Here is a 25,685-nt window from a genome sequence, read left to right as displayed (position 1 = left end):
CCACCTTCGCGGCCACCCCCATTCATCTTTGTGCCGCGGCAAGGGCCCGTCATGGACACACGACGGACCGACCTGAATCCGGAGGTTGCGAGCCTACTCGAGGAGCCGACCTATCGAACGCTTCCGCCGTGGAACGCCCTCTCGGTGGAGGCAGCCCGGCGACTCGAGGACGACGTCTTCGGCGGCGAGCCGACGATAGCACTCCCCGAGGTGACAGACACCGCGATTCCTGGACCCGACGACGGGAGCGAGATTCCGATTCGCGTCTACCGCCCGCTCGAGGCTCACGACCTCCCGGTACTCGTCTTCTACCACGGCGGTGGGTGGACGCTCGGCACGCTCGACTCCGCCGACGACCTCTGTCGGGCGTTCGCCGCAGAGACGGGGTCGCTGGTCGTCTCGGTCGACTACCGTCTCGCCCCCGAACACCCGTTTCCGGCCCCGCTCGAGGACGCGGTCGCCGCCCTCAAGTGGGTCGGCGAGCACGTGGAAGCCGTCGGTGGCGACTCAGGTCGAATCGGGGTCTGTGGCTCGAGCGCGGGGGCCAACCTCGCAGCCGCGGTCGCCCGGTGGGACGCTCGGGAAGGAGCCGACGTGCTGGCCCAGCAGGTGCTCTGCTATCCGATCACCGACCACGCGTTCGACACGCCGTCGTACACGGAGAACGGGGACGGCCCCCTGCTCACCCGCGCGGACATGCGCTGGTTCTGGGATCAGTACCTCCGCCACCCGGTCGACGGTGCGAACCCCTACGCGTCGGTCCTGCGGGCTCCCTCACTCGAAGGACTTCCACCGGCCACCGTCGTCACCTGCGGTCACGACCCACTTCGTGACGAGGGAATCGCCTACGCCGGGGCACTCCAGGGTGCGGGCGTGGCGACGACTCATCACCATTACCCGTCGTTACCCCACGGCGCGTTGAGCCTGGCCGATGAGGTCGAGCGATCGGCCGAGGCGATGGAGAAGCTCACCGACCGGATCCGGTCGGCGTTATGAGCTGGTTCCGACGGCGACGCGTACGCCGACCCGCTGATCAACCGAGTTCAGTTCTATTAGCTATAGATAGTATAGCATCAACTCAGGGGAGAATTCGAGGGAGTACGCGCGTTCGCGAGTAGAACGGTGCACGACGGTGGCTCGACGTTCAACACTTTAGGCGAGTGTGTCGAACACGTCCCGTATGCACGGACACACGACGACTGAATTGCGACGGAAACTCGAGAGGCAGGGTTCGTTGCGACAGCGACTCGAGAGACAGCTTTCGGGATGACCGCACACGTTTCCATCGAGGACTACGACGCACTCGCCTCGAGCAAGTCGCGAGCGGTCGCCCTGGACTGTCTGGTCGCGGGTATCGACGCGGCCCACCCGCGACGGGTCGTCTCCGACGCACTCGCACTCGACGACGAGCACCTCACCGTCAGTCCTGTCACCGGCCCCTCGAGGACCTACGACCTCGAGGCGTTCGACGACATAGTCGTTCTCGGCGGCGGAAACGCGGCGGGACACGTGGCCGCGGCGCTCGAATCCCTGCTGGGGGATCGGATCGACGGCGGCGTCGTGGTCACCGACGACCCCGTCGAGACAGACTGTATCGACGTGCTACCCGGCGATCACCCCGTCCCTTCCGAACGCGGGGTCGAAGGGGCGAACACAGTCCTCGAACGGGCCGCGGACGCCGGCCCGGACGACCTCGTCCTTGGCTGTCTCACCGGGGGCGGTAGCTCCCTTCTTCCAGCCCCGGCGAACGGTCTCTCGCTCGAGGCCCTCCGAAAGACTACCGAGGCACTGCTCGCGAGCGGCGCATCCATCGACGAGATCAACGCCGTCCGCAAACACCTCTCGAGGCTCAAGGGCGGGAATCTCGCCTGCGCCGCGGCTCCTGCGACCGTCGTCGGGTTGCTCGTCAGTGACGTCGCCGGAGACGATCCAAGCGTGATTGCCAGCGGGCCGCTCTCGCCCGACTCGACGACCTTCGCGGACGCGCTCGACGTGCTCGATCGCTACGGAATCGACGCTCCGGAACCGATCCTCGAGCACCTCCGACGCGGGGCCGACGGCAACGAACGAGAGACGCCGACCGGCGACGATGCGGTGTTCGACGACATCGACTGCCACGTCGTCGCCAATGCGAACACGGCACTCGAAGCCGCCCAGGAGGTCGCCGCCGACCGCGGCTACGCGCCGCTTGTACTCTCTTCGTCCGTCCGAGGCGAAGCACGCGAGGCCGCGAAAACACAGGTCGCCATTGCCGAGGAAATTGCCCGCACGGGGACGCCAGTCGAGCCACCGGCTGTCGTCCTCTCGGGCGGGGAAACCACTGTCACGCTCGTAGACAATCACGGACGAGGCGGCCCGAACCAGGAGTTCGTCCTCGGTGGGGCGCTCGAACTCGCGGTCCCGGCGGTCGTCGCCAGCGTCGACACCGATGGTATCGACGGTGCGACGGACGCAGCGGGAGCCATCGCCGACCAGCGAACCGTCAGCCGCGATGGATCACTCGATCCGCTGAAGGCGCGACGAGCGCTCGAGCGAAACGACGCCTATCCGGCGCTCGGGTCGGCGAACGCGCTGATTCGGACGGGAGCGACCGGAACGAACGTCAACGATCTTCGGGCCCTCGTCGTGGAACGGGGGGTCACCGAACGGTAAAATTCGGCCCGAGTTCAATATAGCAGGATACGATTTATCTGTCTGTTGTGGGCCGGGCAGTATGGACAATAACCCAACAGCTATGGTTCGATTCATAACTCGAAACTCCGCAAATCGCTCGTTCAGACCCCCAGCGAGTAGATGTTCGCTTCATACACCGTTCGAACCTGATCACCCCAATCGTGGGTGTACGTGTCGATCACGTCACTCGCGACGTCCCCCCGCAAGTACTTGACGACCCCGCGATCACCCGTCCGATCGCGGAGATGGGTCGTGAAAAAGTGCCGGAAGTAGTGGGGCGTCACGTTCTCGCTCGCACCGCCGCCCGTTCGATACCAGCCCCGCGCTCGAGCACGTTCCTCGACAATATAGCGCACGTCCGAGGGCTCGAGGCGCTGGCCCCAGCTGTCGCCGGTGTCGAGGAAGAGCGGTTCGGCCGTCGACCGCGCGTCTGGTCGAATCGCCAACCACTCGGCGAGAACCGCCTGTAGCTCCGAATCGACTGGAATCACGGTTCCGCGCTTGCGCTTGTTCGATGCCGTCCGTTCCTCTCCGTTGACGACCGCGCCGCGTATCGGTTTCTCGTCGACGTACAGCGAGTCAGGACGGGCCTCGAGTTGAACTCGTGGCGTCCACTCGAGGTCGACCGCCTCGAAATTAGCGTGCAGATCGCGTAGATCCAGGTTACAGAGCTCGCCGACACGCATTCCCGTCTTGAGGAGGGTGACGACCACGGCGCGCTCGAGGGGATGAGCGAGGTCTCCGACGAACGATCGCATTTCGGGGATCGAGATCTCACGTCTGGTCGGGTTCGTGTCGATCGATTCGTTCATCTCTTCGACGACCAGCGACATCGGATTCCCCTCGAAGGCCTCGACGCGGGTCATGTAGTCGTAAAATCGGTGGACGTAGGAGGCGTAGGTGGCGATCGTACTCGGCTCGAGGTGGCCTCGCAGGGAGTGTACCCAGGCCATACACTCCCGGCGAGTCGCGTTCGCAGGCGTAACGCCGCTCTCGTCTTCGACGAACGTCTCGAACTGCCCGAGAACGCGTTCGTAGGCCTCGACCGTCCGCTCGCTCTTGCCGTGATAGCGTTGCTCCTCGAGGAAGTAGGAAACTGGCTCCTCGATCGTGGCTGGCTCGCTCGCTCGGTCAGTTGCCATCGGTATCACTGCTCAGGGTGTATCCGCCGTGGCGGCCGCTGTATCGAACCCGGTTCGTCGCCTGGAGGCGCTCGAGCGTCTCGTCGAGCTGAGACTCGATGTCGTCGCTCACTGCATCGAGCAATTCTTCCCACGAATAGGTCCCGGAACGAAGTAAGTCGAGGACCTGTGTTTCGAGACCGCTACCCCCAGGGGTAGCGTCCGGAGAAGGGGTCTCCGCTGTTAACGATTCGAACCCCTTCCGACCGGATTGTACCATACTTCTTACATACTCGCTCTGACTCATGTCGAGTTCGTCAGCGTGGGTGGCCCAGTTTTCTTTCTGGTATCTAGGGACGTACGTTCTGACGACGACGGTCTCCGAATCCGGATCGTCACTCATGGAAGACGGTCCGTACTCGAGGATAATCAATCTAGCTATTACTCGAGATAAGAGACCTTATCTAAACATGGATGCCTGGATTATACCTAACTATGAGTATGCAATTCTATATTTGCGGATAGCATATGCTGTAGTTTGGGATTAGAGATTGGTCAGAATGAGTATGTTGATCAAGATTAGAATTCAACGAATTGCTGCAGCATACGAAGGCTAGCCTGGTAAGTCGTCCATGACGAAACTGAACCGGGGTGCTTCACTACCGAGTCCGAGTCGATTGTGTCCCGAATCTCTAATTATCCGGAGCGGGGAATTCTACATATTCTGATAAATAGTGTGGCGTCGATCCAGCCGATGATGACCGGTGGCGGAGTCCGCTCCAGGAGGTGTGGTCGAACGGTGGTCGAAGGTCGTTCAGACCCGGGTCGAGGCGCGTCGATGAACGTGTCCGTCCGAAGTCGTGATGTATCCATCTTCGACAACGAGCAATAGAGGGCCAGGTCGCTTGTTCAAAGTCGAGAGACGAGCGGTCGTGGGTCGGACATACCGCAAGCTGGCCGTGTTCGCACATCACTCCGCTATCGAGAGGGTGCGTCCATCTGCCGAGCGGACTCGAGCGTCTGAGAGAAGACGGAACGGAACCCACGGATTCGGATTGCGTGTCGCAATTAGGACACTGTCGTTCCAGCACGCCTGGAGATCGAAAACGACCTGTTCTCCAGGACGAAGGCTCGGTTGACGTTCTTCGAGAGGGCTTTCGTCGGGAAATGTAGCGAAGAGGCGGAGGGGACGTTCGATCAACGGGTGGCGTCGTCTGGAATCGATTACGACACCAGGGTAGCTCAGACAACGATGTATCGATGTCGAGGAGCCTCCGTTTGGCCGGAGCAACAATTGCGACCGTCTGAGATGGGGATTCACCCCGTATTGGGTAACGGGTTCAATCACTCTCCTGGAAGTACTGGTTGATCGTGTCGCTGTCTCTCAACATTCGCTTTCGCTACAGCCGCTACACTTGCTCTTGACCACAGCGAAACCCCTCGAGGAGTGCGCCCAGTTGCGGCCAGATTTGATCGTTTTGCTGGTGGAATTAGTACGTCTTTGGTATCGAGAGGGTCCTTCGACCGGGCCAGTTCACCTCGAGGCGCTCGAACCTGCCTTTGGGTTCCGTACCAGCGCGTGTGGACGTTAGTGCACGGGGTGGAGAAGCCGCTTCGGGTGGATCGGTCTCGGAACGCTCTCTGGGTCAGAGAACCGCTCACGCGGCCCGTGAAGGTGTTCGATGACACGGTGCGGCCCAACGGGCCCGATTGGTCCTGGTGGTGTGGCGCGTCCAGCTACAGGCGGTTTCGTCCGTTGATGACGCACGATTCATCTCGCGCTGGCTTGGGAACTGGCGACAGAAGTGGTCGATGTACTTCCTAGAACGGCAAGCGTGAATATCGAGGGGAACGAAATTGTCTCGTCCGGTCCCGACTCTCGATCGCTGCTCGTCCTGGTTGTTTCGGGCAGTTTGCCGCCTCAGCCCGCCCGGCGGGTTGGGAATACACCGACGTTCGGTCGCCTCGAAACCGTCCCTCAACCCCGGTGAAATTGGGGCGGGCTGGTGGGAATAGTGAGCTCATCTTGACAAATCATCAGTAATTCCTGTCTAATCGAAGACTGAGGTACAACTCATAAACTCCATAATGGTATATTGAATTTGGCCTGGTGAGAAGGAAGCTGATAGCTCGAGTATCGCCGGAACTATCGCCGGACGTCGTGGCTACCGCGATACCCGGAGTCGGTCGTTCCAGCACGTTTCGTCCGGGTGGCGAACGGATCGTGTTCCGGACAGATACCGTTCGGCCGTACCTATTTGTCGTCGGATCGTGACTGTCTACCTATGTCCACGATCCTACTGGCAGTCGATCGAGACGAGGACCGGGCAGTCGCACAGGCAGAGTCCATCGTCGGCCTTGAACTGGAGTCAGCGTCGACGCGAGTGCGAGTCGTCCACATCTTCACCGATAACCCCGAAGGGGCGTCCGTCACACAGCTCGGTGCTGTCCGTCGAGCGAAGGCGGTGCTCGAGGCCGCTGGGTTCGATGTCGGGGTCGAGGGCCGAAGTGGGAATCCCGTCGACGAAATTCTCGACGCCGCGGACGAACACGAGGCGGACGTCATTACGATCGCCGGTCGAAAACGGTCGCCGGCAGGAAAGGCGCTGTTCGGCAGCGTGGCTCAGGGCGTGTTTCTCAACACGAACCGGTCCGTCTTGCTGTGCAGTGAACGGGACGCCTGAGTGTCTTCCCGGACCGTTCACCTCGAGCACGATTGACGATTCCCTCGACGATGCCACGCTCTGCGGGGCACCGACCGCTCGAGCAGGCGCCCCCAACGGCGTCGATTTCGACGATGCGATCGGAGAGAGGATGGTAATTCTCCCGGTCGTCGTGACGGTGTGCATACGCCTCGAGGAGGATGTCCGGACTTGTCGTGATCACTGCGAAAACGATCGAGTTCGAGGTGCTGATTGACGTAGTACCCACGTGATCGACGTGCCGTCGACGTGATCGAGGGAGCGTCGACGTGATCGAGGAAGGCATTACCCACAGAGCGGAAATCGGCATCTAACAATGTGACCATCCATCTTCACTGTGGACATGACCGCTGACAGCGAGCACTCGATCGTCTACGTCGGGTGTACCGCGCCCGGTCGGAACGTTCTCGAAGCTCTCCTCGAACACGGCCTGCCTATCGACTCGGTCGTGACGATCGATCCCGAGATGGCCGAGGCGAACGCCGTCTCCGGCTATGCCTCCCTCCGACCGACCGCGGAGGCCCACGACCTCGAGGTGTACCACCCGCGGACGTACTCGATGACCGACGCGGCCGACCTGGATCACTTCCGGACGATCGACCCCGACCTCCTGATCGTCAACGGCTGGCAGCGATTGATTCCGGAATCGATCCTTGAGACGGCAACCCACGGCGCCCTCGGGAACCACGGCAGCGCGTTCGGCCTGCCGAAGGGGCGCGGCCGCTCGCCACTCAACTGGTCGCTCATCGAAGACCGCGACCGATTTCTCCTCTCGGTGATTCGACTTGATCCTGGCGCCGACTCCGGGGACGTCGTGACGACCCGGAAGTTCGACGTCACCGAGTTCGACACCATCGAGACGTTGTACTATAAGGTCTCGATGTGTCTCGAAACGATGCTCCTGGAGGTCGTCGAGCCGATTCTCGAGGGCGAACGGCCCTTCGAACCGCAGACCGGGGAACCGACGTACTATCCGAAGCGGACTCCCGAGGACGGCGAGGTGCACTGGGCAGACGGCACTCGGGAATTGTACAATCTCGTTCGGGCGGTAGCCGATCCCTACCCGGGTGCGTTCACCTACGTCGATGGCGACGGCAACGCGGAGGCCGACGCGCCCAGCAACGCTGACGGCTCCCGGAACCACCTTGAACAGGTTATGATCTGGGAAGCCATTCCGTTCTCGTCGGACCTCGCGAAGTCGGCTCCGCCCGGGACAATCGTCGAGGTCTTCTGGACCGACGAGTTCGTCGTCGCGACCGGCGACGGAACTCTGCTCGTCCGCGAGTGGGAAGTGGACTCGACCTCGGACTGGGAACCCGCCGTGGGCGATCGGTTCGACTCCCGCGGCGAACCGGATCGCGTGGATCGGCCCGACCAACACGAAAATCTCTCGAGTTCAAATTCGAATACGGGTACAGATTCAGGTCAGGGTGACCGGAATGCCTGAACTCTCGACGCTCGAGCGCCTCGAGTATACCCTCCAGGAGTACGAACACCTCCTTCGTACGTTGCTCGAAGACGGCGTCTCGTTCGTGGGCTTCGGCCGGCCCCTCGACCGCGACGAGGTGATCCTGCGCCACGACGTCGATCTCTCACCAGAACTGGCTCTCGAGATGGCACGGCTCGAGGCCGCGCTCGACATTTCGTCGACCTACTGCGTGCTGGTGACGACGCCGATTTACAATCTGCTCGAGGTCGATCGGTCGAAGGCTCTGGGGGAAATTCAGGCGCTTGGTCACGACGTGGCGGTTCACTTCAATACTCACCACTACTGGGACGGCCGGCCGAGCGACGACGAACTCCGAACGCAGGTGCGCGCCGAGTGCGACGTGCTGGGGACGATGCTCAACCGCCACGTCGACGTCGTCTCGTTTCACCGCCCGCCCGAGTGGGTGCTCGACGTCGACTTCGACGGATTCGAGAACACCTACCAGCCGGCGTACTTCTCGGAGATTACCTACCGGTCGGACTCGAGCCAGAAGTGGCGCTCCGAGGCGCCGTTTCCGGAGGGACGGCCGGAACGGATGCAACTGCTGGTTCACCCGGGGCTGTGGGGAGAATCTCCCAGACGGATGGCCGACATCGTCGCCGAGATCGCGACAAGACAGCGTGCACACGTCGACTCGTACCTGGACGGGCTCGGCGTTTGAGGGTTGCGTGGTGTATCGGGGCCCGGCGAGGCGTTACGACTACGAGAGTGCGACTTCGAGTTCCGTCTCCGTGTCGCCATCCGCGAGTAGCGAGCGAACAGCGGCCACTTCTGAGGAAATTTCGGCGGCGTTCTCCATCAGAACCGTCTCACTGGGGAACAGTTGCTCGCCTAGGACCAACCCGTGGTCCCTGGCGGTCGAGCCCGTGACGGTGAGGTAGACGCCAACGCCCGTCTCGGCGATGGCCCGCTCTTCCTCGACGCCCTCGCCGGGGTACTGAAACCGGACGTTCTCGAGGCTTTCGGTACCGAGGACGGCCCGAACCAGCCGTTCGTAACGGGGCGTGATACACAGCGGGCCCGCGTAGTCTCGCAGGAAGTCCCGATCGATCGCCTCGCTCGTGGGGGCGGCGTCGGGTGTCGCCATCAACGTGTGGTAGACGGTGTCTCCCAGGCCAGAAACGACCTGGACGTCGGTGTTTGCGGGATCGATCCGTGCGTTGACGTCGGCGATGCGCTCGAGGGGGTCCGAACGCAGGTCGACGACCTCCTCGAGAATGAGGTCGGCGCTGTCGAATCCAAGTGCGAACTCGTGAGTTCGAAGGGCGCGAAACGGTTCCTCGCGGCCGACGAGGACGAGTTCAGTCCCCTCGGAGACGCCGTCGACGCCCTCGAGCGGGATTGTGACGCTGTCGAAGACGATCCGTCGGGGCTTGCCGGCCCGGTCGTCCCGGAGCAGGGTGTACTCGGGGGCCATCGAATCGTCGACGGCGCTGTAGGTGGCGAGGCGATGGTAGATGTCGGGCTCGTCGGGCTCGACGGAGCCCTTGGTCACGGCCTTCTCGTGTCGAAGCGTCGTGATGACGTCGTCCGCGAGGTCCGGTACGTCGAGCCGACGTGCCAGCAGGTCGAGGACCGACTCGAGCGGTCGACCTTTTCGCGGCATCGCGAGTGGAATGCGCTCGCCCATTGGCGTAGCTGTGAGACGGGCAGCTAAACCGGTTACGTTTCAGGTGAAAATGTCGTGGCTGTGGTGTCTGTGGCGGCGTGGTAACCGTGGTGTTTGTGGTGGCCGTGACGGTCGTGGTGTCCGTGGCGTCAACCAGGGCTTCGATCGAAACGAGAGCACGGAACGGTCGACAGAACGGAACAGCTACTCCGAGAACATCGAACCCAGCTGATTCCGCCACTCCGTGATGTCCGTGACCTCGTCTCGGACCTCCTCGAGGTCGTCTTCGAGGGTCTCGACGTCGGACTGGACGTCCTCGACCGACGATTCGACATCGTCGATAGATTCCTGCAGATCGGATTCGACCTCCTCGAGGTCGCCTTCGATGCTCTCCAGGTCGCCTTCGACGCCCTCCAAATCGTCCTCGATGTCGTCGACTGCCGAATCGGTGTCAGCGAGTTCGGCCTCGAGGTTCTCAGTTCGTTCGTCGACGGTTTCGACCGTCTCGCTGACCGCCTCGAGGTCGGCCTCGAACGAGTCGACTAGCTCCGTGAACTCGTCGATGAGCTGTTCACCGGTCCCGTTCTCGTCGAGGAACTCTTCGAGCGCGCCGGTGTAGGCGGCGAGTTCTTCCACCCGGGACTGGAGGTGCTCGATCTTTGCGGCGTCGCTACCCGAAAGGGTGGCCTCCGGTGGTTCGGAGTCGACGTCGGCATCCAGGGCCGACCGGATCGCCTCGCGGTCATCCTCGTCGAGTTCACCGGAGCGGAGTTCCTTGGCGAGAGCCGCGCCGACGGACGCGGCGTCGGCTGGGAGCGATTGGGCGTCGTTCGCCACGTCTGCGATCTGTTTGTCGGTCACGTCGGTTTCGTCCTCGATCTCATCCTTGCCCTCGTCCATATCGCTGTCCGTGTCGTCGTCGCTGGGATCCTCGAGGTCCAGTTCCTCTGCCTCGGCGTCTTCGACGTCGGTGTCTTTGGCGTCGGCATCTTCGGTATCGTCTACCGCATCGTCTGCGTCGTCCGCCTCAGCGGCCGCCGCCTCGAGGTCGAGTTCTATCGTCGGCGCGTCGTCTTCCGGTTCGTCCTCGTCTGCGGGATCCGGTAGCTCCTCGCCGTCGAATCCGAGGTCGATGTCGGGGGCGTCCTCGTCCTCGTCGTCTCCTTCGTCCTCGTCGACTGGGGTCGGGTCGGTGTCGACGTCGCCCAGATCGAGGTCGAGTCCTTCGTCCTCGTCGAGGAAGCCGCCGGTGTCTTCGTTGTCAGCGTCGCCAGCGTCGTCGGAAACCGTATCCTCGCTTTCCGATTCGTCGAAGTCGAGGTCGATCGACTCGTCCTCGTTTTCAGCTTCTGTGGGCTCGCCCTCGTCTTCGGCTTCTGCGGTTTCGTCCTCGTTCGCGGCTTCTGTAGTCGCCTCCGCGGATTCGTCCTCCGGTTCGCTCGACTCCTCATCGTCTCCATCGTCCACACCATCCTCATCGTCCTCGAGGCCTGGCACGCTGTCGGCTTCCCCCGACAGCATGTCCTTGACCACCTGGTTGCTGTCGTCGGCGATGATGTCGTCGATCATCGTCTCGTCGAGGTGGCCGGCCGCTTCCTCGTCTGCCTCGGCTTCGTCCTCCAGATCGCCATCCCCATCACCTGCTTCGTCTCCGTCCGAGGACACACCCTCGATCGTCGGTTCGGTCAGAAAATCGGTCGGGTCCGTCTCCTCGTTGAGGCGGACTCCGTAAACCGTGACCAGCGAGTTGTCGGGCGAGACGACACCGGAGAACTCGACGTGGTTGTCCTGGAACGCCGTCCAGTTCTCGCTGTGGTACTCTGGGTGGAAACCGACGCTGTCCATCGGGAACGATTCCGGGATCGATTCGGAGAGTCGGATCGTCGCCGGTTCCTCTCGCGTCGATTCGAATTCGAACCGGACGGCCGGCACGGGGAACTCGTCTGCGGTGAACGACTTTCGCACCGTTATCCCATTGTCGGTCACCTCGACCACCTTCTCACCATCCGCGGTTTCGCTCATGCGAGCAACGTTAATTCAGCATTACCTTAAAACGAACGGGCGTTCGTTTGGGGCGACCGAATTCGTTTCTTTTCAGGTGAGATCGACCCGATCACCGATCTCGACGACATCGAGTCGCTTGGGGTGTTCGAAACTCCGGGCGTGATGGTGGAGCACTTTCGGGTCAGCGGTCAGCCCCTTCCACATGTCCCAGTGGCTGGGGAGCAGAGTCTCGAGTTGCAGCGCCTCGGCGCACTCGATGATCTGATTCTCGTCGTTGTACCACCGCGTGCGCACGGGTTCGCGCGTTTCCTTGTCGGGAATAGTGCCGACCGTGCCGAATGCGAGGATTCCGAGGTCGAGATCGTACGTCTCGCCGATGCGCTCGAACGAATCGTCCTCGGGGGGTTTGGTGTCGCCACCGTGGAACACCGTGCCCGCCTCGTGTTCGATCACGTAGCTCACGGGGTGGGTTGCGTCGGGGTCGTTGGCCGACTCGACGTGAATCGTGAACTCGCCAATCTCGAGGGTGTCGCCCACTGTCACTTCGGCGAACTGGTCGTCCGTCACGTCCCAGTTATCGGTCCACGCTTCGTCTTCGCGCGCGACCGCGAGACTGTCGTCGGGGGCGTACAGCGTGGCGCTCGAGTTCGCCAGAATCGGCGCCTGGCTCGGGCCGTGGACGTGGTCAGTGTGTTCGTGGGTGACCAGGAGGGCGTCGGCGTGGTCGACGTCCTCGGGATCGAAGGGCACGGGAACCATCCGTACCGTCCGTGGCGGGTCGCCCAGGCCGACGTAGGGGTCGACGTAGATGGTTGTCCCCTCGCGCCCCTTCAGGACGAAGCCGTTACAGCCCAGGTACCAGATCGAAACCCCGTCTGGGTCGGCCGATTCGATCGCGTTCGGGAGCCAGTCTCCCCAGTCGCTCGTTGCCATGCTCGAGTCTGTGTGAGGGCGGTGGGTAAGTGTTGTCGTTCGATTTTGCTCGCAAAATTTCGGGTTCTCTCGAGCGTTAACAGTTGTCAATTAAATTATATAATTTGCAGGGTATTACTATGATTGGTGTAGTAATATCGGACCGGTCGCGGCCGTGCTCACCAGGTCCCGTGGAACGTGTCGAACTCGAGGTTCTCGAGGGGTTCGTTCCCGACGGCAATCTCGTACTCGCCGGGGGTGAGCATCGGCTTGTGGAAGCGGGGGCCGTCGTCGGTCGTAATCCGGGGACACCCGGTGTTGACGAAGGCGTCCATGTCGAAGTTGCGAAGGCGGTCGGGGGTAACCTCGTCCATCGTGATGAGGTAGGCGTCGTCGTTGCCCTCGAGGATTTCCTGGGCTTTCTCCCAGCGGCCCTGTCCGATTTTGGTACAGAAGATGACGCCCCACTTCTCGGCGTCCATCGCGCGGTGGACGGCGCCGTAGCGCTGTTTCATGAACTTCTCCGTATCCGCCACAGTGACGACGTTGTTGACCGGGTCGGCGATGACGACGTGCTTGTCGGGGTGTTCCATCGCCAGGCCGAGCGGGTGGAACTTGCCGCCGCCGACGTAGAGCACCTGGTCGGCGGGGACGTCCGCGCTGGCGTAGTTGCATCCCAGTACCTGCCCTTCGTGGGTCAGGCGGTCGTCGCCGCGACGTGTCTTCACCTCGTAGCCCTGCTGTTCGAGGAAGTCGCGCATTTCATCGAAGCGATTCATGTGCTGGGCGGTGGTGACGAGTCCGACTTCCGGTAACTCGTCGGGCGACTCGAGCGTCTCCAGGGCCTCCTGGATGATCGGCGTCACCTCGACGTTCGAGAACAGCGGGACGTAGATCACCTTGTCCGTATCCTTCATCGGCGAGTGGCCGAAGTGGACGAACACGTCGGTGCGTTTCATCAGGTAGGTGTCCAGGTCGCAGGCACCGTAGCAGGGCTGGCCCGAAAGCATGATCGTCACGTCCTCTGGGACCAGTTCCCGGAGGTCGTCGGCCACCTTCGGGCCGCGGCGTTTCAATCCCTCGGGGAACTGCAACCCGATTTTCTTCGCGTCTTTCTCCTCAACGGCCTCGACGATTCGCTCGAGTTCGTAGTCCCACTCCCGGTCGTGTTTGAGGGACATACCCGTGTTCCGGAGGTCACCCTCGCTGTACTCCGACTCCTGGCTCATTGGACGATATTGCGGACGCGGACGTAAAACGACGCGGGTTTCCGACGCCGACGGCGGATCCGGCACATACAAACGGCCCGCGTCCCAACCAGAGTTCATGAGCGTCGAAACCGCCCCCGACCCGACCGAGACCGACGTCGAAACCCTCGGCGAAGCCCTCGGCGAAGCCATCACGACTCTGCCCGAGTACGAGGCCTTCGAGGAGGCCCAGCGCGCCGTCGAAGCGGACGACGAGGTCCAGGCGAAAATCGACGAGTTCGAGCGCGTTCGCCAGGAGTTTATGATGGCCCGCCAGACGGGGACGGCCTCCCAGGAGGACTTACAACACCTCCAGGAGACCCAGCAGGAATTGCACGCGATGGAGCCGATGGCTGACTTCCTCGAGGCGAAGGGCGACCTGACGGCACGCCTCGAGACGATCAACCGGGCGATTTCGGACCCCCTCGCGGTCGACTTCGGCGGCGAGGCCGGCGGCTGTTGTCACGACTGAGCGGCGTCCCACCGATCTGAACGGCCGTTCTGGTCACTCGCGTTCCGTTCGAATCGAGCACACCGACGCGAGTATTTTTCGTCCCAACAGTCATAATACTGGAGGGTAAATGGAGGTCAATGGCAGCCGAAGACCCTGCAGATGGGTACCTGTTCGACCTCTACCGGCGCTACATCGGTGAACCGGACGACCGGACCGATGTGTACGTCGGGTTCGGACTGTTTCTCGGTGGTATTGGATTCGCGATCGTCGCGCTACTCATCTACCTGTGGAGTAGTACGCTCGAGGCTCCGGCGTACTTCGTGTGGGTAGAGCCGGCGTACTCCGTAGCGATGATCTCCCTTCCCGTCCTGATGCTGGGGATCGTGGTCTTGCTCCCGTCGGAACGACGAGTCCTGTACACCTCGATCGCCGGACTCGCCGTCACGGTCGTGGCCGTCGGTGGATTCCTGTACGCCTACCCCGATCACTGGAACAGGTACGGGAACAATTACACCACCCAGATCGTCGCAGTCTACGCTGTTGGACTCGCCGGCGTCACCGCCTCGACGGGGGCGGCGCTGATCGCGCACTACCTCGAGATGGCCCAGGCCGTCAACGAGGCGAGTGGGGACGACCAGGACGGCGAGGAACTCACCTACTCCGACGAGGAAATTCGAGAGGACATCGACGCCGCGATGGAGGGCGTCGAACTCTCCTGGGGAGGCGTCCAGAAGTCCGAGAACAAACGACTGACCTTTTCGGACCACGAGTTCGACAGCGAAAACCTGGACACGAACATGGCGACGAAGACGACCCGGTCGAGTGGCGTCGACGCACAGGTTGCGGGCCTCAAGGGGCTCAAGGGTGGAGAGAAGAAGACCGCCGTTTCGGAGTCGTCGGTCGACGACCAGACCCAGAAACTCAAGGAACTGCGCGAACAGCGACGCAAGGAACAGGCCGCCGAGGAAGCAGGGGGGCGTCGCATCACGAACCCGCTCTCGGGGCTGCTGGAGCGCTTGCGGTCGCTGGTAAATCGTAATTAACGCACTCGCCGATGGAGTAATTGGACTTATAACCTCTAGCTTTCTCGGAAATAAACGTACATAGATTTATAATCCGTCAGTGGAGTTGAGGAAACATGGCCAAAGGCCTAGACGTTGGAACAATGAACATCCTGTCGGCACAGCAGGATGGTTCCGATACCGTATTTGTGCAGCAGCGTAACTCCTTCGTGGAGATCGAATACTCCGACATGGCGGAGCAGATGCTCTCGCGAAGCGAAGTCCTTCACATCCGAAAGGACGACAAGGTGTACGTCGTCGGCGACGACGCACTCAACTTCGCGAACATCTTCAACAAAGAAACTCGCCGGCCGATGAAACACGGCATCCTCTCGGCCGACGAGAAGAGCGCGATTCCGATGATGAAACTCATCATCGAGCAGGTCGTCGGCGAGCCGTCCTATCCCGACGAGAAACTCTACTTCTCGACGCCCGCCGATCCGATCGACGACGATCTCTCGACGCTCTACCACCAGAAGACGATCGAGTCCTTCCTCAACGACATCGGCTACGACGCCGAACCGATCAACGAGGGGATGTCCGTCATCTACTCCGAACTCGCGGACAACAACTTCACCGGCCTCGGCATCAGTTTCGGCGCCGGGATGACGAACGTCTGTCTTGCGTACTACGCAGTCCCGGTCATGAAGTTCTCCGTCGCCCGCGGTGGCGACTGGATCGACGAGCAGGCCGCCCGCGCGACCGGCACCCCGGTCGACAAGGTCACCTCGATCAAGGAGGACAACTTCGAACTCGACTTCACGACCGACGTCGGCGGCGTCGAAGGTGCGCTCTCGATCTACTACGAAAACCTCCTGGACTACGTCATCGAGAACATCGTCAAGGAAGTGGACGACGAGGACGTCGAGGAAGGCCTCGACGTGCCCGTGGTCGTCACCGGCGGGACATCGAGCCCCAACGGCTTCGAGGCCCTGTTCCGAGACCACCTCCAGGACGCAGCGATTCCGTTCTCGATCAGCGGCGTGAGCCACGCCGACGAGCCGCTGTACAGCGTCGCTCGCGGTGGACTCGTCGCTGCTCGTTCGGACGAGGACGTCGATTACGAGGAAGAGGAAGCCGAAGCGACGGCTGCGAGCGAGTAACTCGTTCGGTTTCCAGTTCTCAGTTCTCAGTTCTCAGTTTTCGGTTTTCGGTTTCCGGTTTCCGGTTCCCGGTTCCCGGATCACATTTTTCTTCGACAGCGTTTCCCGTTGACCTCGACGGCCGTCAGCGACCGTCAGGTTTCGTAAAAGCGGTTGAACGCGTCCTGCCAGGATTCGAACGCCATCTCTCGGCTCTCGTGTTCGACGGGTACGTCCGCGAATCCGCACCGATTGCACGCGGTCGTCGTGACCTCCCCCAGCGTGAGCCGCTCGAGTGGAGCCTGGCACCGTGGGCAGTCGTCCATGGCTACGGAATGACAGGCAGCTATCTTAAGTGTATGTTCTCGATCCACTGGCACTGCCACCAGCACTGGCATTGGTACTGGCGCGCACGGCGAACGACAGTCGTTTGCCTCCGAGTTGTATTACTACTGAGCATTTGGAAAACTATTTGTATGCGGCCTGTGTATGCTGTCGTATGAGCACGACATCGTCACCCCAGTTCGAGCGAACGATCGATCGCTGTCGGCCGACCGACGTCACTCCCGTGGCGCTCGACGCCTCTGATCTCGACTCGACGGCCCCCGAGTACCTGCGCGACCTCAAGCGCGAGTTCACGCGAAACGACCTCTTCCCGGCCGGGCTGACGGTCGACGCCTGTTTCGCGGAGGACTGTTCGCTCGATACGCAGGCCGAAATCGATCGAGTTCGAAGCTACGTTCGCGCCGGCGCGTTCCTCGGCGTCGGCACCGTGACCGTCGATTGCGACGACGTCGCGAACGCCGAGAAGGTCCGTCCCGCGCTCGAGGCCTGTGCCGAACGGGCCGACCGAGAAGGGCTCTCGTTCGAACTCGACGCACCCATTACCCTCGACCGCGAAGCGTAGGCGATGCCCTCGGGGCTCTCCCGCCGACAACTCGCCCGTGTTCTCGAATCAGTTGCCGATTTTCCCAGTCCCGATATCGACCTCGAGCAGTACCTCACGCCCACAGAGCTCGCCGCGCACCTCAGTCACCTCGCCGCCGTTCACGGCGACCTGACTGGCGCGACGGTCCTCGACCTCGGAACTGGAACGGGAATGCTGGCGCTGGCTGCGGGCCAGTACGCCCCCGACAGGGTCGTCGGGGTCGACGTCGACGCCGCCGCCCTGGTCCAGGCGAGACGCAATCAGGGGCGCGTCGACGAGGTGGCCCGCGAGGTCGGAGCAACCTCGATCGTCGGACCGAGTTCGGGCTACGAGTGGTTTCGCGCCGACGTGTCTCGGCTTCCGTTCGAACGGGAGAGACTCTCCGCGCCAGTCACCGTTCTCTCGAACCCGCCGTTCGGTGCACAACGGGGTAACCGCCACGCCGACCGGAGTTTCCTCGAGGCCGCTGCAGATCTGGCCGACGTCTCCTACACCATTCACAACGAGGGGAGCCAGGAATTCGTCGAATCGTTCGCGGCCGACGAGGGCGGCACCGTCACCCACGCATTCGAAGCCGAGTTCCCGATCGACCACCGATTCGCCTTCCACGACCGCGAGCGGGCGATGCTCGAGGCCGAGGTGTTTCGGGTCGAGTGGCGGGAGAGGGAGTCGCGGTCGTAGTTCGAGTTCGGATCGCGGTCAGTTGTATGTCTCCTTGCTCGCGATCTGGACCGTCGTCTCGCCGGTGGTCACGAACAGATCGTTTCTGACACGAGTGAACTCCAGGCCGTCGACCGCGACCGACTCGTCGGCGGCCGGAACCTCTGCCCTGGTCGGGTCGGCGGATGCGTTCGCGCTGACCTCGAGGACGAACGCGCCGTCGGCGGGTGCAATCGTGACGTTCTTGCCGTCGATTCGGGCGTTGGCGGTCGATGGCTCCGAGGCGTGAGCGAGCACCCGCCGGTCGTCGTGCTCGAGCCAGACCTGGTAGACGGTGTCGTTCCCCACGGGGGTCCACCCTGCGCGAGTGGCCGTAATCGACTCCCGCCAGCCGGGACCGCCGACGTGGACGGTTTCCGAGCCGCTAAAGGCCAGCCGCTGGACAGAGACCGACTCCGACCAGATGTGACGGTTGGGGCTCGAGACGATCACGCCGCTGCCCTCGACCCCGCCCGCGTCGAAGGCCTCGAGGTCGACGACGGAGGCGATCGGGTTCTGCGCCTTCTCGGCGTACGTGATCGAATAATCTTCGACGGTGAGCGTGCCCTCCGTCGAGCCCGCGTCGTCTCCATCCAGGACGAACAGGTTGACCGGAATCGCTGGCCCACAAATCGCCGCGAGGACGACGAAGACGACCACGACTGCCGCGTACTGGCGTGAAGTACTCGCGAGCGACGGGACTCGGGATTTCGGTTGCGCGACGAGTTCGCGGAGTCGATCGCTGGTCGCCGCGTCGTTCGCGAACAATCGGGAGAGAAGGCCGCCATCCTCGAGTATCGGCGCGGTTGGCCGCGAGAGTCGGCGCTCGAGGCGAGCGGGGAGAATCGAGCGCTGAGAGCCGGTCACCGCAACGGTGATCACGAGCGCGAGCGCGATGACGACTACGACGCCGGGGCCCCGGAACAGGACGTACCGGTTCGCGCCGTCGAACCAGTAAATCGCCCAGAGCGACTTCGAGAAGCCGTAGATGAGGACGGCGAGCCAGATCGCGAGCGGGTCCGGCCGGTAGCCGTCGTCCCGGCGGTCGAAAATCACGAGTGCGACGACGAGGCCGACGAAGAATCCGAGGGCGTGGCCCTGGATGGCCGTCGACGCCCACCACGGGGCCGCCGGCGGCCGGGGTTGGACGACGTACCACCCGATCGGCCGCTGGAGGGCGCCGTAAATCGTCGACAGGGTGCCGTGGACGCCGATGGCGCCGATGAGCGTGACGATGGGGTACCGAACGATCGCGAAGCCCGCGAAGGCGAAGACGACGCCCGAGAAGCCGATGACCGGGCCCAGCGCGAAGAGGCCGGTGATCACGCCGACGGCGAGGACGCCCGCGGGGAAGACGACGAGCGCGCGAAGCCACGGGTTCGTCAGGAGACTCGAGGCGAGACCGCTCGACGTGTTCGAGTTCGACTCGACGGTTCTGTTCCGGCTCCCGTTCGCGTAGTGCCCCCACGCGTACTCGGCGATAGGCGCCACGACGATGGTGCCGATGAGGTTCCCCGTGAGGTGGCCCGGGTAGGCGTGGGCGAACGGGGCGGTGAGGATGCCCAGCGGGTAGAAAAACGACCAGGCGCGAAACGGCGTCACGACGGGGTTGTCGAAGTCGGTGATCCCGTCCTGGACGAAGAGGTAGACGGCGATCACGAAGCCGACGACGACCAGCGTTCCCCACGGCACGCCGAGGACGAACCGGTCCTCGAGGACGTCCCGCCAGCGGCGCTCTCTCGGGTCGAGTCGGCTGACGACGAACAGCGAGCAGAGCACCGTCAGGACGACGAGTGCGGTGAGTCCGGTCGTCAACCAGTTCATACCTGCTGGTAAGGGGGGAGCAGTATAGGGATTTCCCTCTCTAGGGTCGTGCGTCGTTCGGTATGTGACGAGGGGAGCCGACGACGACCCCGAACGAGCGCTGGACGCCAGCGGCTTCGAAAGGTACAAGCGGCCAACGGCCGGAGAGTGGGACATGGAACTGCGGGTCACCGAGAGTAGCGAGAACGAGCTCTCGATCGAAATCGTCGGCGAGGATCACACGTTCATGAACGTGCTCAAGGGTGCGTTGCTCGAGCACGACGACGTGAGCGCGGCAACGTACGACATGAATCCCGAGCAGTCGGGCGGTCAGACGGATCCCATCCTGACGGTCAAGACTGAGGGTGGCGTCGAACCGCTCGACGCGCTCGAGGAGGCTGCCGGCGACGTTCGGTCGAAGACGGCGGCGTTCCGCGACGCGTTCGAGGCGGCTATTTGAGGATCGAGTTGCTGTTCTCAGCCTGGTGTGACGAACGGGTAGCACGTCGTCCGTGGTCCCGTGGTCCCGTGGTCCCGTGGTCAGCCGTGAGTCGCCCATCGCACGTCTCGTGTAGCGCGAACCGAGCGAGTCCACGAACTGTGCGAGTAGTGCGAACGGCATCGGCCGTCCTGGATCGGCCAACTCGAGGCACTGACGCAACGAGTGCGCCGCTTGGAGACATCAAACGCGAGCTTCGGTCGAACGCGCCCGCTTAGTAATGGGAGCAAGAGCGGGAACGGCGAGCGGTCACGGCCTGGCCAGTCACAGCCTGACTGGCACGTCACGCTCGTCGAGGTAGCGCTTGACCTCTTCGATCGAGTACTCCCCAAAGTGGAAGATGGAGGCCGCCAGGCCGGCGTCGGCGTCCGCCTCGGTGAATACCTCGTACATGTCCTCCGGGCCGCCACAGCCCGAGGAGGCGATGACCGGCGTGTTGACCGCGTCCGAGACCGCGCGCATGAGCGGGACGTCGTAGCCGTCTTTCGTCCCGTCGGCGTCGATGGAGTTGACGAACAGTTCGCCGGCACCTCGGGACTCGGCCTCCTGGGCCCACTCGACGACGTCGATGCCGGTCCCTTCGCGGCCGCCCTTCTTCGTGCACTCGAACCAGCAGGACTCGCCGTCGAGGTCGACGTAGTGTTCGCCGCCCTCGTCGAACCGTCGCCGTGCGTCGACGCTGATGACGATGCACTGGCTGCCGAACGCGCGGGCACCCTCGTTGATGAGCTCCGGGCGCTCCAGGGCACCCGTGGTGATCGAGACCTTGTCCGCTCCCGCGCGCAGGGTCTCCTTGATGTCGTCGACGGTTCGGATGCCGCCGCCGACGGTCAGCGGGATGAACACCTCGTCGGCGACTCGCTCGACGACCGAGAGCATGGTCTCGCGGCCCTCGGCGGAAGCGGTAATGTCGAGGAAGACGAACTCGTCGGCCCCGGCCTCGTTGTACGCGCGAGCCATCTCGACGGGGTCGCCGGTGTACTCGAGGTCCTCGAAGTGAACGCCGGTGTATACCGCCGGGTTCCCGTCGTCGTCGACGTCGACGTCGATACACGGGATAATACGCTTGGTGAGCATCTGTCTCGAGGTTGGGTCGACCGGGGTTTGACGGTTTCGACCACGGCAGGTGCCCGCGTCTGCGCCGTTTTCAGATTGTGTAGCCGTTGTGTGTTCTGGCCAGTCATCGGTAGTCGGCCGTCTGTCGTCTGCCATCCGTCGTCTGCCGTCCACCATCTGTCTCCCCTCGTTCGTCGTCTAGTAGCGCTTAAGTGCTCGAGTCCGAAACACTCGCGTATGACAGACGAGACGGAACCCACCCACGACGAGGATTCGGGAGCCACCGTCGGCCACGACCTCGAGGACGAGCGAACGACCGCACCGATGAGCCCCTTTTCGCCGCGTGATGCGGCGTTCGGGTTCGTCGTGATGGTCATCGGCGTCGCGATCACCCTCGCGATCCCGATGGGTCTGTTCTAACTGCTAACTGCTAACTGCTAACAGTTAACCGCTAACCGCTAACCGCTATCCTCGGTTTCGCCATCGCTCTAGTCTCTCGTTTCACTCGATTACGCCACGCCGAGCACGGCACGCTGAGCACGCCATGCTGAGCATAGAAAATCTCATAGCTCGGCCGTGTCCGAGCGCTCCGTCGAAGAAATCAAAACGGCGTCGGAGGCCACCACAGCCACCGGAGAGAGTCAGAAAACGTATTCGTCGTCGTGGCCCATCATTCCGTCGTTCTCGAGGCCCGTTTCGTCCTCGTCCATCGGGCCGCTCGTCTTGTACGCCTTAATCCCCGTCGAGAGCAGGTCCTCGATCGCTTCTTCGCGGTTGACGAACTCGCCGCGTTCCACCATCTGCGCGATCTGCATCTCGAGATGTTCCGGTATCGTGATCTCTACTTTCGGCATCTGATTCGGGTTTCGGTGAGGGGGTATTTAAGATTGACGGGGGCAGGAATGGACGACCACGGAATAGACGACCACGGTGCAGTCGCTCGCGACGATATAGCGGGTGGAAAATGAGTTCGTCAGAAACGGTGATGCCCGCTACTTGCTCATCATCGACTCGAGCGTGTTCTTGATCGACGAGGCTGGCTTCGCCAGCATATCAATCTGACGGCGCATTTTCCGCTGGTTGAAGTAGCTCGCGAACGCCAGGATCGTTGGCGGCCAGAGGCCGACGAAGAGTCCTCGCTCCTTGTCTCCTCGCGCGAAGAAATAGTACCACGAGAGGCCGACTGATGCAGCTGCAGCCATAAACGCAGGCCCCATGGCCTGGGATCCCTTCTTTTCCATCTCGTCACTCGTCTCCCGCTCTGTGAGTCGTTGTGTACTCGCCATGCGATAGACCCATCGCCCACGCCCGTATTGGTTATAAAGCGCGTATCCCTCGGTACCGAGGGATTGGGTCCCTCGAACGTTCGTTCCATCCGATTTCACACGGGTCAACGGGCGGGGAATCTCGGATTTATTGTGCGAAACAGAGCGCCCTCTCGACATCGAACGGTACGGTTACGGTCGTCCCGCACGGACGAGTCGACGATGAAGGACGTCACGAATCTCTATCAGGAGTTCGGCGACGAACGGTTGCCGCCCGGACAGCGCGAGACGTCGAAGTTTCCGGTCCTCTCGAAGGGCGAGACGCCGCCGTGGGACCCCAACACCTGGGAGTTTACCGTCACCGGCGCCGTCGAGAACCCCCTCTCGTTCACGTGGGAGGAGTTTCGCGATCTGCCGGCCGAAACCCAGCGCCAGGACTTTCACTGCGTCACCGGGTGGAGCAAGTTCGACTGCGAGTTCACCGGGGTGCCCTTCACCGACCTGGCCGAGCGCGCCGGGGTGACGGACGACGCGAGCCACGTCATGTTCGCGGCCCTCGACGACTACACGACGGACCTCCCGCTCCAGAACTGTCTCCGCGAGGAGGTCCTCTTCGCGTGGGCCTTCGACGGGGAACCGCTCGCGCGCGAACACGGTGGGCCGCTTCGAGTCGTGACGCCACACCGCTACGCCTACAAGGGGGCGAAGTGGGTCACCGGCGTGGAGTTTCTGACCGAACCGGAACTGGGGTACTGGGAACGACGGGGGTACTCCGAGACGGCCGATCCGTGGAAGGAAGAGCGGTACAGCTAGCTCAGACGTCTTTTCGCGTGAACCAGGCGCTGCTGGCGAGGACCAGGACGAGCGTGATCGCAACGAGAATCGCGACGCCGACGAGGTCGTACTCGCCCTGGAGGAGGACGGCGTTCGGATCGTAGTAACGCATCGGGACGACGGCGCCGAGGAACTCGTAGCCGGTTCCCTCGAGTAACGATTCGCCGAGAAAAATTCCGAAGGTAATTCCGAGGGCTGCGCGCTGGGCGATCCCCACCCGGTCGAAGACGACCGAACAGCAGAGGCCGATCCCGGCGCAGGCGAACAGGTAGGGGATCGAGAGCAGGTGGACTGCGAAGACGTCCGCCACGGAGAGCGACTCGTCGATGAGCCACCCGCCCGCGAGGATCACTGGCGGGAGGAGAAGGTTTACCGTGACGATGGGCACGGCGAGGGCGGCGAACTTCTCGGCGACCAGTTGCGATCGCGAAACCGGCATCGCCAGGATGGTGTCCATCCGGCCGCGGTCGACGTCGTCGGCGATCAGTCCGGCGCCGCTGTAGGCCAGGTAGAGCCCGAGAAGGATGACCCAGCCGAAGACGTAGAACTCGAAGGCGAGAAAGCCCTCGAGCGACGCCATCGTCTCGACGTCGAATAGCTGGAGGATCTGTGGCGGGTACGCATCGAGGAGTTCGTCCTCCTGGAACGAGTCGCGGAAGGAGGGGTAGACCCAGATGATCATTCCGGCCAGCGCCATCATCCCGAGTGAGAGGTAGAGGCTGCCTTTCACCCGTTTTCGGGCCTCGTACCGGAGGAATTCAAACATCGTCCTCGCCTCCGTAGAACCGCATGAAGACGTCCTCGAGTGGGGCCTCCTCGATCGAGAGGTCCAGCAGGTCGTACGGCGAGAGGCGCTCGAGCAGGGCGTTGATGTCGCCGGTGAAGGTGAACGCGCACTCGGTGAAGTGCGTTGTCTGTTCGCTCGCAACGGCCGCGTCGGCATCGCTGGCGCTCGTCTCGAGACCGTGAACGCCCTCGAGGTCGAGGATTTCGACGGGAATCGATTCGCTGGCGTGGATGCGAACGACTTTCCCGCTCCGGGTGAGCAGGGTTTCGATTGGGTCCACGGTCACTAGCTGCCCGTTGCGGATGATGCCGACGCGATCACAGAGGCGGCGAACCTCGCTCAGAATGTGCGAGGAGAAGAACGTGGTCACGCCTCGGTCGCGTTCGCCTCGCAGAAACTCCGAGAAGCGCTGCTTCATGAGCGGGTCGAGCCCGCTGGTCGGCTCGTCCAGGATCACGAGGTCGGGGTCGTGCATGAACGTCGTAACGATCCCAAGCTTCTGGACGTTCCCACGGGAGTACTCGCGCACCTGGCGATCGAGCGGCGGGTCGAACAATTCGAGCAGTTCGTCCTGGCGCTCGCCTCCTTTCACTGCGGCGTGTAGGTCGAGGATTTCGGTTCCGGTGGCCTCCTCGTCGAACCCGGGGTCGTCCGAGAGGTAGCCGACCTGGCGCCTGGCCTCGAGCAACGCCTTCCGGTCGCGGACGTCCGCGCCCAGGACCCGGGCCGATCCCGCCGTCGGCGAGATGAAGCCGAGAAGCATGCGGATTGTCGTGGTCTTGCCCGCCCCATTGGGGCCGAGGTAGCCGAAGATTTCGCCGCGGTCGACGGTGAGCGTGAGGTCGTCGGCCGCTCGCACGTCGCCGTAGTTCTTCGTGAGCCCCTCGAGTTCGATGACGGCCATACCGAAGCCTACTCAGCACGGCCATTTGGTTGTACTGGTGGTGTTACCAGTTATCTGAGAAAAATTCGGAGTTCCCCGTGGTCATGGTCGCCGAGAGCCCGGGGTCCGTTACCGACCGAGAATGGGACCCTGCGTTCGATTATCGACTGGGGATCGAGTCCCCACATCCAGTCACTGACCGAGGATCGGTTCCTCGAGTTCGGCGACCGCCGCGAGAATCGCCTCGACGTGGTCCTCGTCGACGCCGTTATCGAAGAGGGCTGTCTCGAGATAGGCTGCGACGGCGTCGAAATCGGCAGGGTCGAGATCCAGATCCGCGTGCGCCTCGCGCATGTCCGCGCCCGTGTACGTGACGGGTCCGCCGGCCACCGAACTGATGAACTGGACCTGGTGGGCGTACAGTTCCTCCAGGTCGTAGCCGTCGAAGTAGCCCGCGAGCTGGTCGTCTGCGAGAACCTTGTCGTAGAAGTCCGAGACGACCGATTCGACAGCTTTCCGTCCTCCGATTTTAGTGTACACGTGTGGTGCCATCGTCGGCTCTATTTTACCGGGAGGT

General features: G+C 62.7%; 27 protein-coding genes. 13 read left to right on the top strand and 14 right to left on the bottom strand.

Annotated features, from left to right (window positions below; translation table 11 throughout):
- The first annotated feature begins 51 nt into the window (after window positions 1–51).
- Together NGM15_RS06275 and NGM15_RS06270 are read left to right on the top strand one after the other, a co-directional pair.
- Window positions 52–996 (top strand): alpha/beta hydrolase, encoded by a 945-nt coding sequence (locus NGM15_RS06275; protein ID WP_253436718.1) that lies wholly within the window; start codon window positions 52–54, stop codon window positions 994–996.
- A gap of 270 nt (window positions 997–1,266) precedes the next feature.
- Window positions 1,267–2,652: a glycerate kinase type-2 family protein gene (locus tag NGM15_RS06270; protein ID WP_253436715.1), complete on the top strand. Its 1,386-nt coding sequence runs from the start codon at window positions 1,267–1,269 to the stop codon at window positions 2,650–2,652.
- Window positions 2,653–2,774: 122 nt separating this feature from the next.
- Here NGM15_RS06270 and NGM15_RS06265 read toward each other — a convergent pair whose 3' ends face one another.
- Both NGM15_RS06265 and NGM15_RS06260 read right to left on the bottom strand, forming a co-directional pair.
- Window positions 2,775–3,815 carry a tyrosine-type recombinase/integrase gene (locus tag NGM15_RS06265; protein ID WP_253436712.1) on the bottom strand — a complete coding sequence of 347 codons (1,041 nt, stop codon included), beginning with the start codon at window positions 3,813–3,815 and terminating at the stop codon, window positions 2,775–2,777.
- A complete protein-coding gene (locus NGM15_RS06260; RefSeq protein WP_253436709.1) occupies window positions 3,805–4,197 on the bottom strand; it encodes a DUF5805 domain-containing protein in 393 nt (130 codons plus the stop codon). Before NGM15_RS06260 ends, NGM15_RS06265 begins: the two co-directional genes overlap by 11 nt.
- A 1,882-nt stretch (window positions 4,198–6,079) precedes the next feature.
- Here NGM15_RS06260 and NGM15_RS06255 point away from each other — a divergent pair.
- The 3 genes from NGM15_RS06255 to NGM15_RS06245 all read left to right on the top strand — a co-directional run bounded on the left by NGM15_RS06255 (window position 6,080) and on the right by NGM15_RS06245 (window position 8,646).
- A complete protein-coding gene (locus NGM15_RS06255; protein ID WP_253436706.1) occupies window positions 6,080–6,478 on the top strand; it encodes a universal stress protein in 399 nt (132 codons plus the stop codon).
- Between the two features lie 361 nt (window positions 6,479–6,839).
- Window positions 6,840–7,943: a methionyl-tRNA formyltransferase gene (locus tag NGM15_RS06250; protein WP_253436703.1), complete on the top strand. Its 1,104-nt coding sequence runs from the start codon at window positions 6,840–6,842 to the stop codon at window positions 7,941–7,943.
- Complete coding sequence (locus NGM15_RS06245; protein WP_253436700.1) at window positions 7,936–8,646, top strand: polysaccharide deacetylase family protein; 711 nt, start codon at window positions 7,936–7,938, stop codon at window positions 8,644–8,646. The genes NGM15_RS06250 and NGM15_RS06245 overlap by 8 nt, the downstream gene beginning before the upstream one ends.
- A gap of 39 nt (window positions 8,647–8,685) precedes the next feature.
- Here the strand turns inward: NGM15_RS06245 and NGM15_RS06240 are convergent, their stop codons facing one another.
- The 4 genes from NGM15_RS06240 to dph2 all read right to left on the bottom strand — a co-directional run bounded on the left by NGM15_RS06240 (window position 8,686) and on the right by dph2 (window position 13,739).
- Window positions 8,686–9,615 (bottom strand): phosphoribosyltransferase HisG-related protein, encoded by a 930-nt coding sequence (locus tag NGM15_RS06240; protein ID WP_253436698.1) that lies wholly within the window; start codon window positions 9,613–9,615, stop codon window positions 8,686–8,688.
- Between the two features lie 183 nt (window positions 9,616–9,798).
- Window positions 9,799–11,616: an AAA family ATPase gene (locus NGM15_RS06235; RefSeq protein ID WP_253436695.1), complete on the bottom strand. Its 1,818-nt coding sequence runs from the start codon at window positions 11,614–11,616 to the stop codon at window positions 9,799–9,801.
- 72 nt (window positions 11,617–11,688) lie between these two features.
- On the bottom strand, window positions 11,689–12,531 hold the full coding sequence (locus NGM15_RS06230; RefSeq protein ID WP_253436692.1) for an MBL fold metallo-hydrolase: 843 nt from the start codon (window positions 12,529–12,531) through the stop codon (window positions 11,689–11,691).
- A 158-nt stretch (window positions 12,532–12,689) separates the two neighbouring features.
- A complete protein-coding gene (gene dph2 / locus NGM15_RS06225) occupies window positions 12,690–13,739 on the bottom strand; it encodes a diphthamide biosynthesis enzyme Dph2 (protein WP_253436689.1) in 1,050 nt (349 codons plus the stop codon).
- 97 nt (window positions 13,740–13,836) lie between these two features.
- On the opposite strand from dph2, the gene NGM15_RS06220 reads away from it, so the two are divergent.
- From NGM15_RS06220 to NGM15_RS06210, 3 genes are all read left to right on the top strand, one after another.
- On the top strand, window positions 13,837–14,229 hold the full coding sequence (locus NGM15_RS06220; protein ID WP_253436686.1) for a YlbF/YmcA family competence regulator: 393 nt from the start codon (window positions 13,837–13,839) through the stop codon (window positions 14,227–14,229).
- Window positions 14,230–14,348: 119 nt separating this feature from the next.
- Window positions 14,349–15,254: a cell division protein CdpA domain-containing protein gene (locus NGM15_RS06215; protein ID WP_253436683.1), complete on the top strand. Its 906-nt coding sequence runs from the start codon at window positions 14,349–14,351 to the stop codon at window positions 15,252–15,254.
- Window positions 15,255–15,349: 95 nt separating this feature from the next.
- Window positions 15,350–16,375 (top strand): disk-shape morphogenesis protein volactin, encoded by a 1,026-nt coding sequence (locus NGM15_RS06210; RefSeq protein WP_253436680.1) that lies wholly within the window; start codon window positions 15,350–15,352, stop codon window positions 16,373–16,375.
- Between the two features lie 134 nt (window positions 16,376–16,509).
- Here the strand turns inward: NGM15_RS06210 and NGM15_RS06205 are convergent, their stop codons facing one another.
- Entirely contained in the window at window positions 16,510–16,680 is a 171-nt protein-coding gene (locus tag NGM15_RS06205; protein WP_253436677.1) for a zf-TFIIB domain-containing protein, read from the bottom strand.
- A 173-nt stretch (window positions 16,681–16,853) separates the two neighbouring features.
- Here NGM15_RS06205 and NGM15_RS06200 point away from each other — a divergent pair, with 173 nt between their 5' ends.
- Both NGM15_RS06200 and NGM15_RS06195 read left to right on the top strand, forming a co-directional pair.
- The gene (locus NGM15_RS06200) at window positions 16,854–17,261 is read left to right on the top strand and encodes a DUF7961 family protein (protein WP_253436674.1); all 408 of its coding nucleotides are present in this window, start codon (window positions 16,854–16,856) and stop codon (window positions 17,259–17,261) included.
- A gap of 3 nt (window positions 17,262–17,264) precedes the next feature.
- Entirely contained in the window at window positions 17,265–17,963 is a 699-nt protein-coding gene (locus NGM15_RS06195; protein WP_253436672.1) for an METTL5 family protein, read from the top strand.
- 18 nt (window positions 17,964–17,981) lie between these two features.
- Here NGM15_RS06195 and NGM15_RS06190 read toward each other — a convergent pair whose 3' ends face one another.
- Window positions 17,982–19,805, bottom strand: a complete 1,824-nt coding sequence (locus NGM15_RS06190; RefSeq protein ID WP_253436669.1) for a rhomboid family intramembrane serine protease — start codon at window positions 19,803–19,805, stop codon at window positions 17,982–17,984.
- Window positions 19,806–19,959: 154 nt separating this feature from the next.
- Between NGM15_RS06190 and NGM15_RS06185 the strand changes: the two genes are divergently transcribed.
- Entirely contained in the window at window positions 19,960–20,244 is a 285-nt protein-coding gene (locus NGM15_RS06185; protein WP_253437929.1) for a DNA-directed RNA polymerase subunit L, read from the top strand.
- A gap of 303 nt (window positions 20,245–20,547) precedes the next feature.
- On the opposite strand, the gene hisF is transcribed toward NGM15_RS06185, so the two are convergent.
- A complete protein-coding gene (hisF, locus tag NGM15_RS06180) occupies window positions 20,548–21,360 on the bottom strand; it encodes an imidazole glycerol phosphate synthase subunit HisF (protein ID WP_253436666.1) in 813 nt (270 codons plus the stop codon).
- Window positions 21,361–21,576: 216 nt separating this feature from the next.
- Here hisF and NGM15_RS06175 point away from each other — a divergent pair, with 216 nt between their 5' ends.
- Window positions 21,577–21,759 (top strand): DUF7550 family protein, encoded by a 183-nt coding sequence (locus NGM15_RS06175; RefSeq protein WP_253436664.1) that lies wholly within the window; start codon window positions 21,577–21,579, stop codon window positions 21,757–21,759.
- Between the two features lie 221 nt (window positions 21,760–21,980).
- Here the strand turns inward: NGM15_RS06175 and NGM15_RS06170 are convergent, their stop codons facing one another.
- Both NGM15_RS06170 and NGM15_RS06165 read right to left on the bottom strand, forming a co-directional pair.
- Window positions 21,981–22,193, bottom strand: coding sequence for a ribbon-helix-helix domain-containing protein (locus NGM15_RS06170; RefSeq protein ID WP_253436661.1), 213 nt, complete (start codon window positions 22,191–22,193; stop codon window positions 21,981–21,983).
- A 138-nt stretch (window positions 22,194–22,331) separates the two neighbouring features.
- Window positions 22,332–22,625 carry a hypothetical protein gene (locus NGM15_RS06165; protein WP_253436658.1) on the bottom strand — a complete coding sequence of 98 codons (294 nt, stop codon included), beginning with the start codon at window positions 22,623–22,625 and terminating at the stop codon, window positions 22,332–22,334.
- Window positions 22,626–22,826: 201 nt separating this feature from the next.
- On the opposite strand from NGM15_RS06165, the gene NGM15_RS06160 reads away from it, so the two are divergent.
- The gene (locus tag NGM15_RS06160) at window positions 22,827–23,417 is read left to right on the top strand and encodes a sulfite oxidase-like oxidoreductase (protein ID WP_253436656.1); all 591 of its coding nucleotides are present in this window, start codon (window positions 22,827–22,829) and stop codon (window positions 23,415–23,417) included.
- A gap of 1 nt (window position 23,418) precedes the next feature.
- Here the strand turns inward: NGM15_RS06160 and NGM15_RS06155 are convergent, their stop codons facing one another.
- The 3 genes from NGM15_RS06155 to NGM15_RS06145 form a co-directional block, all read right to left on the bottom strand.
- Window positions 23,419–24,204 carry an ABC transporter permease gene (locus tag NGM15_RS06155; protein ID WP_253436653.1) on the bottom strand — a complete coding sequence of 262 codons (786 nt, stop codon included), beginning with the start codon at window positions 24,202–24,204 and terminating at the stop codon, window positions 23,419–23,421.
- Complete coding sequence (locus NGM15_RS06150; protein ID WP_253436651.1) at window positions 24,197–25,129, bottom strand: ABC transporter ATP-binding protein; 933 nt, start codon at window positions 25,127–25,129, stop codon at window positions 24,197–24,199. Before NGM15_RS06150 ends, NGM15_RS06155 begins: the two co-directional genes overlap by 8 nt.
- A gap of 171 nt (window positions 25,130–25,300) precedes the next feature.
- Window positions 25,301–25,660 (bottom strand): group I truncated hemoglobin, encoded by a 360-nt coding sequence (locus NGM15_RS06145; RefSeq protein ID WP_253436649.1) that lies wholly within the window; start codon window positions 25,658–25,660, stop codon window positions 25,301–25,303.
- Window positions 25,661–25,685 lie beyond the last annotated feature (25 nt).

Origin of the sequence: Natronosalvus halobius (assembly GCF_024138145.1) — an archaeon.
Classification (GTDB): domain Archaea; phylum Halobacteriota; class Halobacteria; order Halobacteriales; family Natrialbaceae; genus Natronosalvus; species Natronosalvus halobius.
Note: the sequence above shows the minus strand (reverse complement) of the source record. Positions and strands in the feature narration are given on the sequence as shown.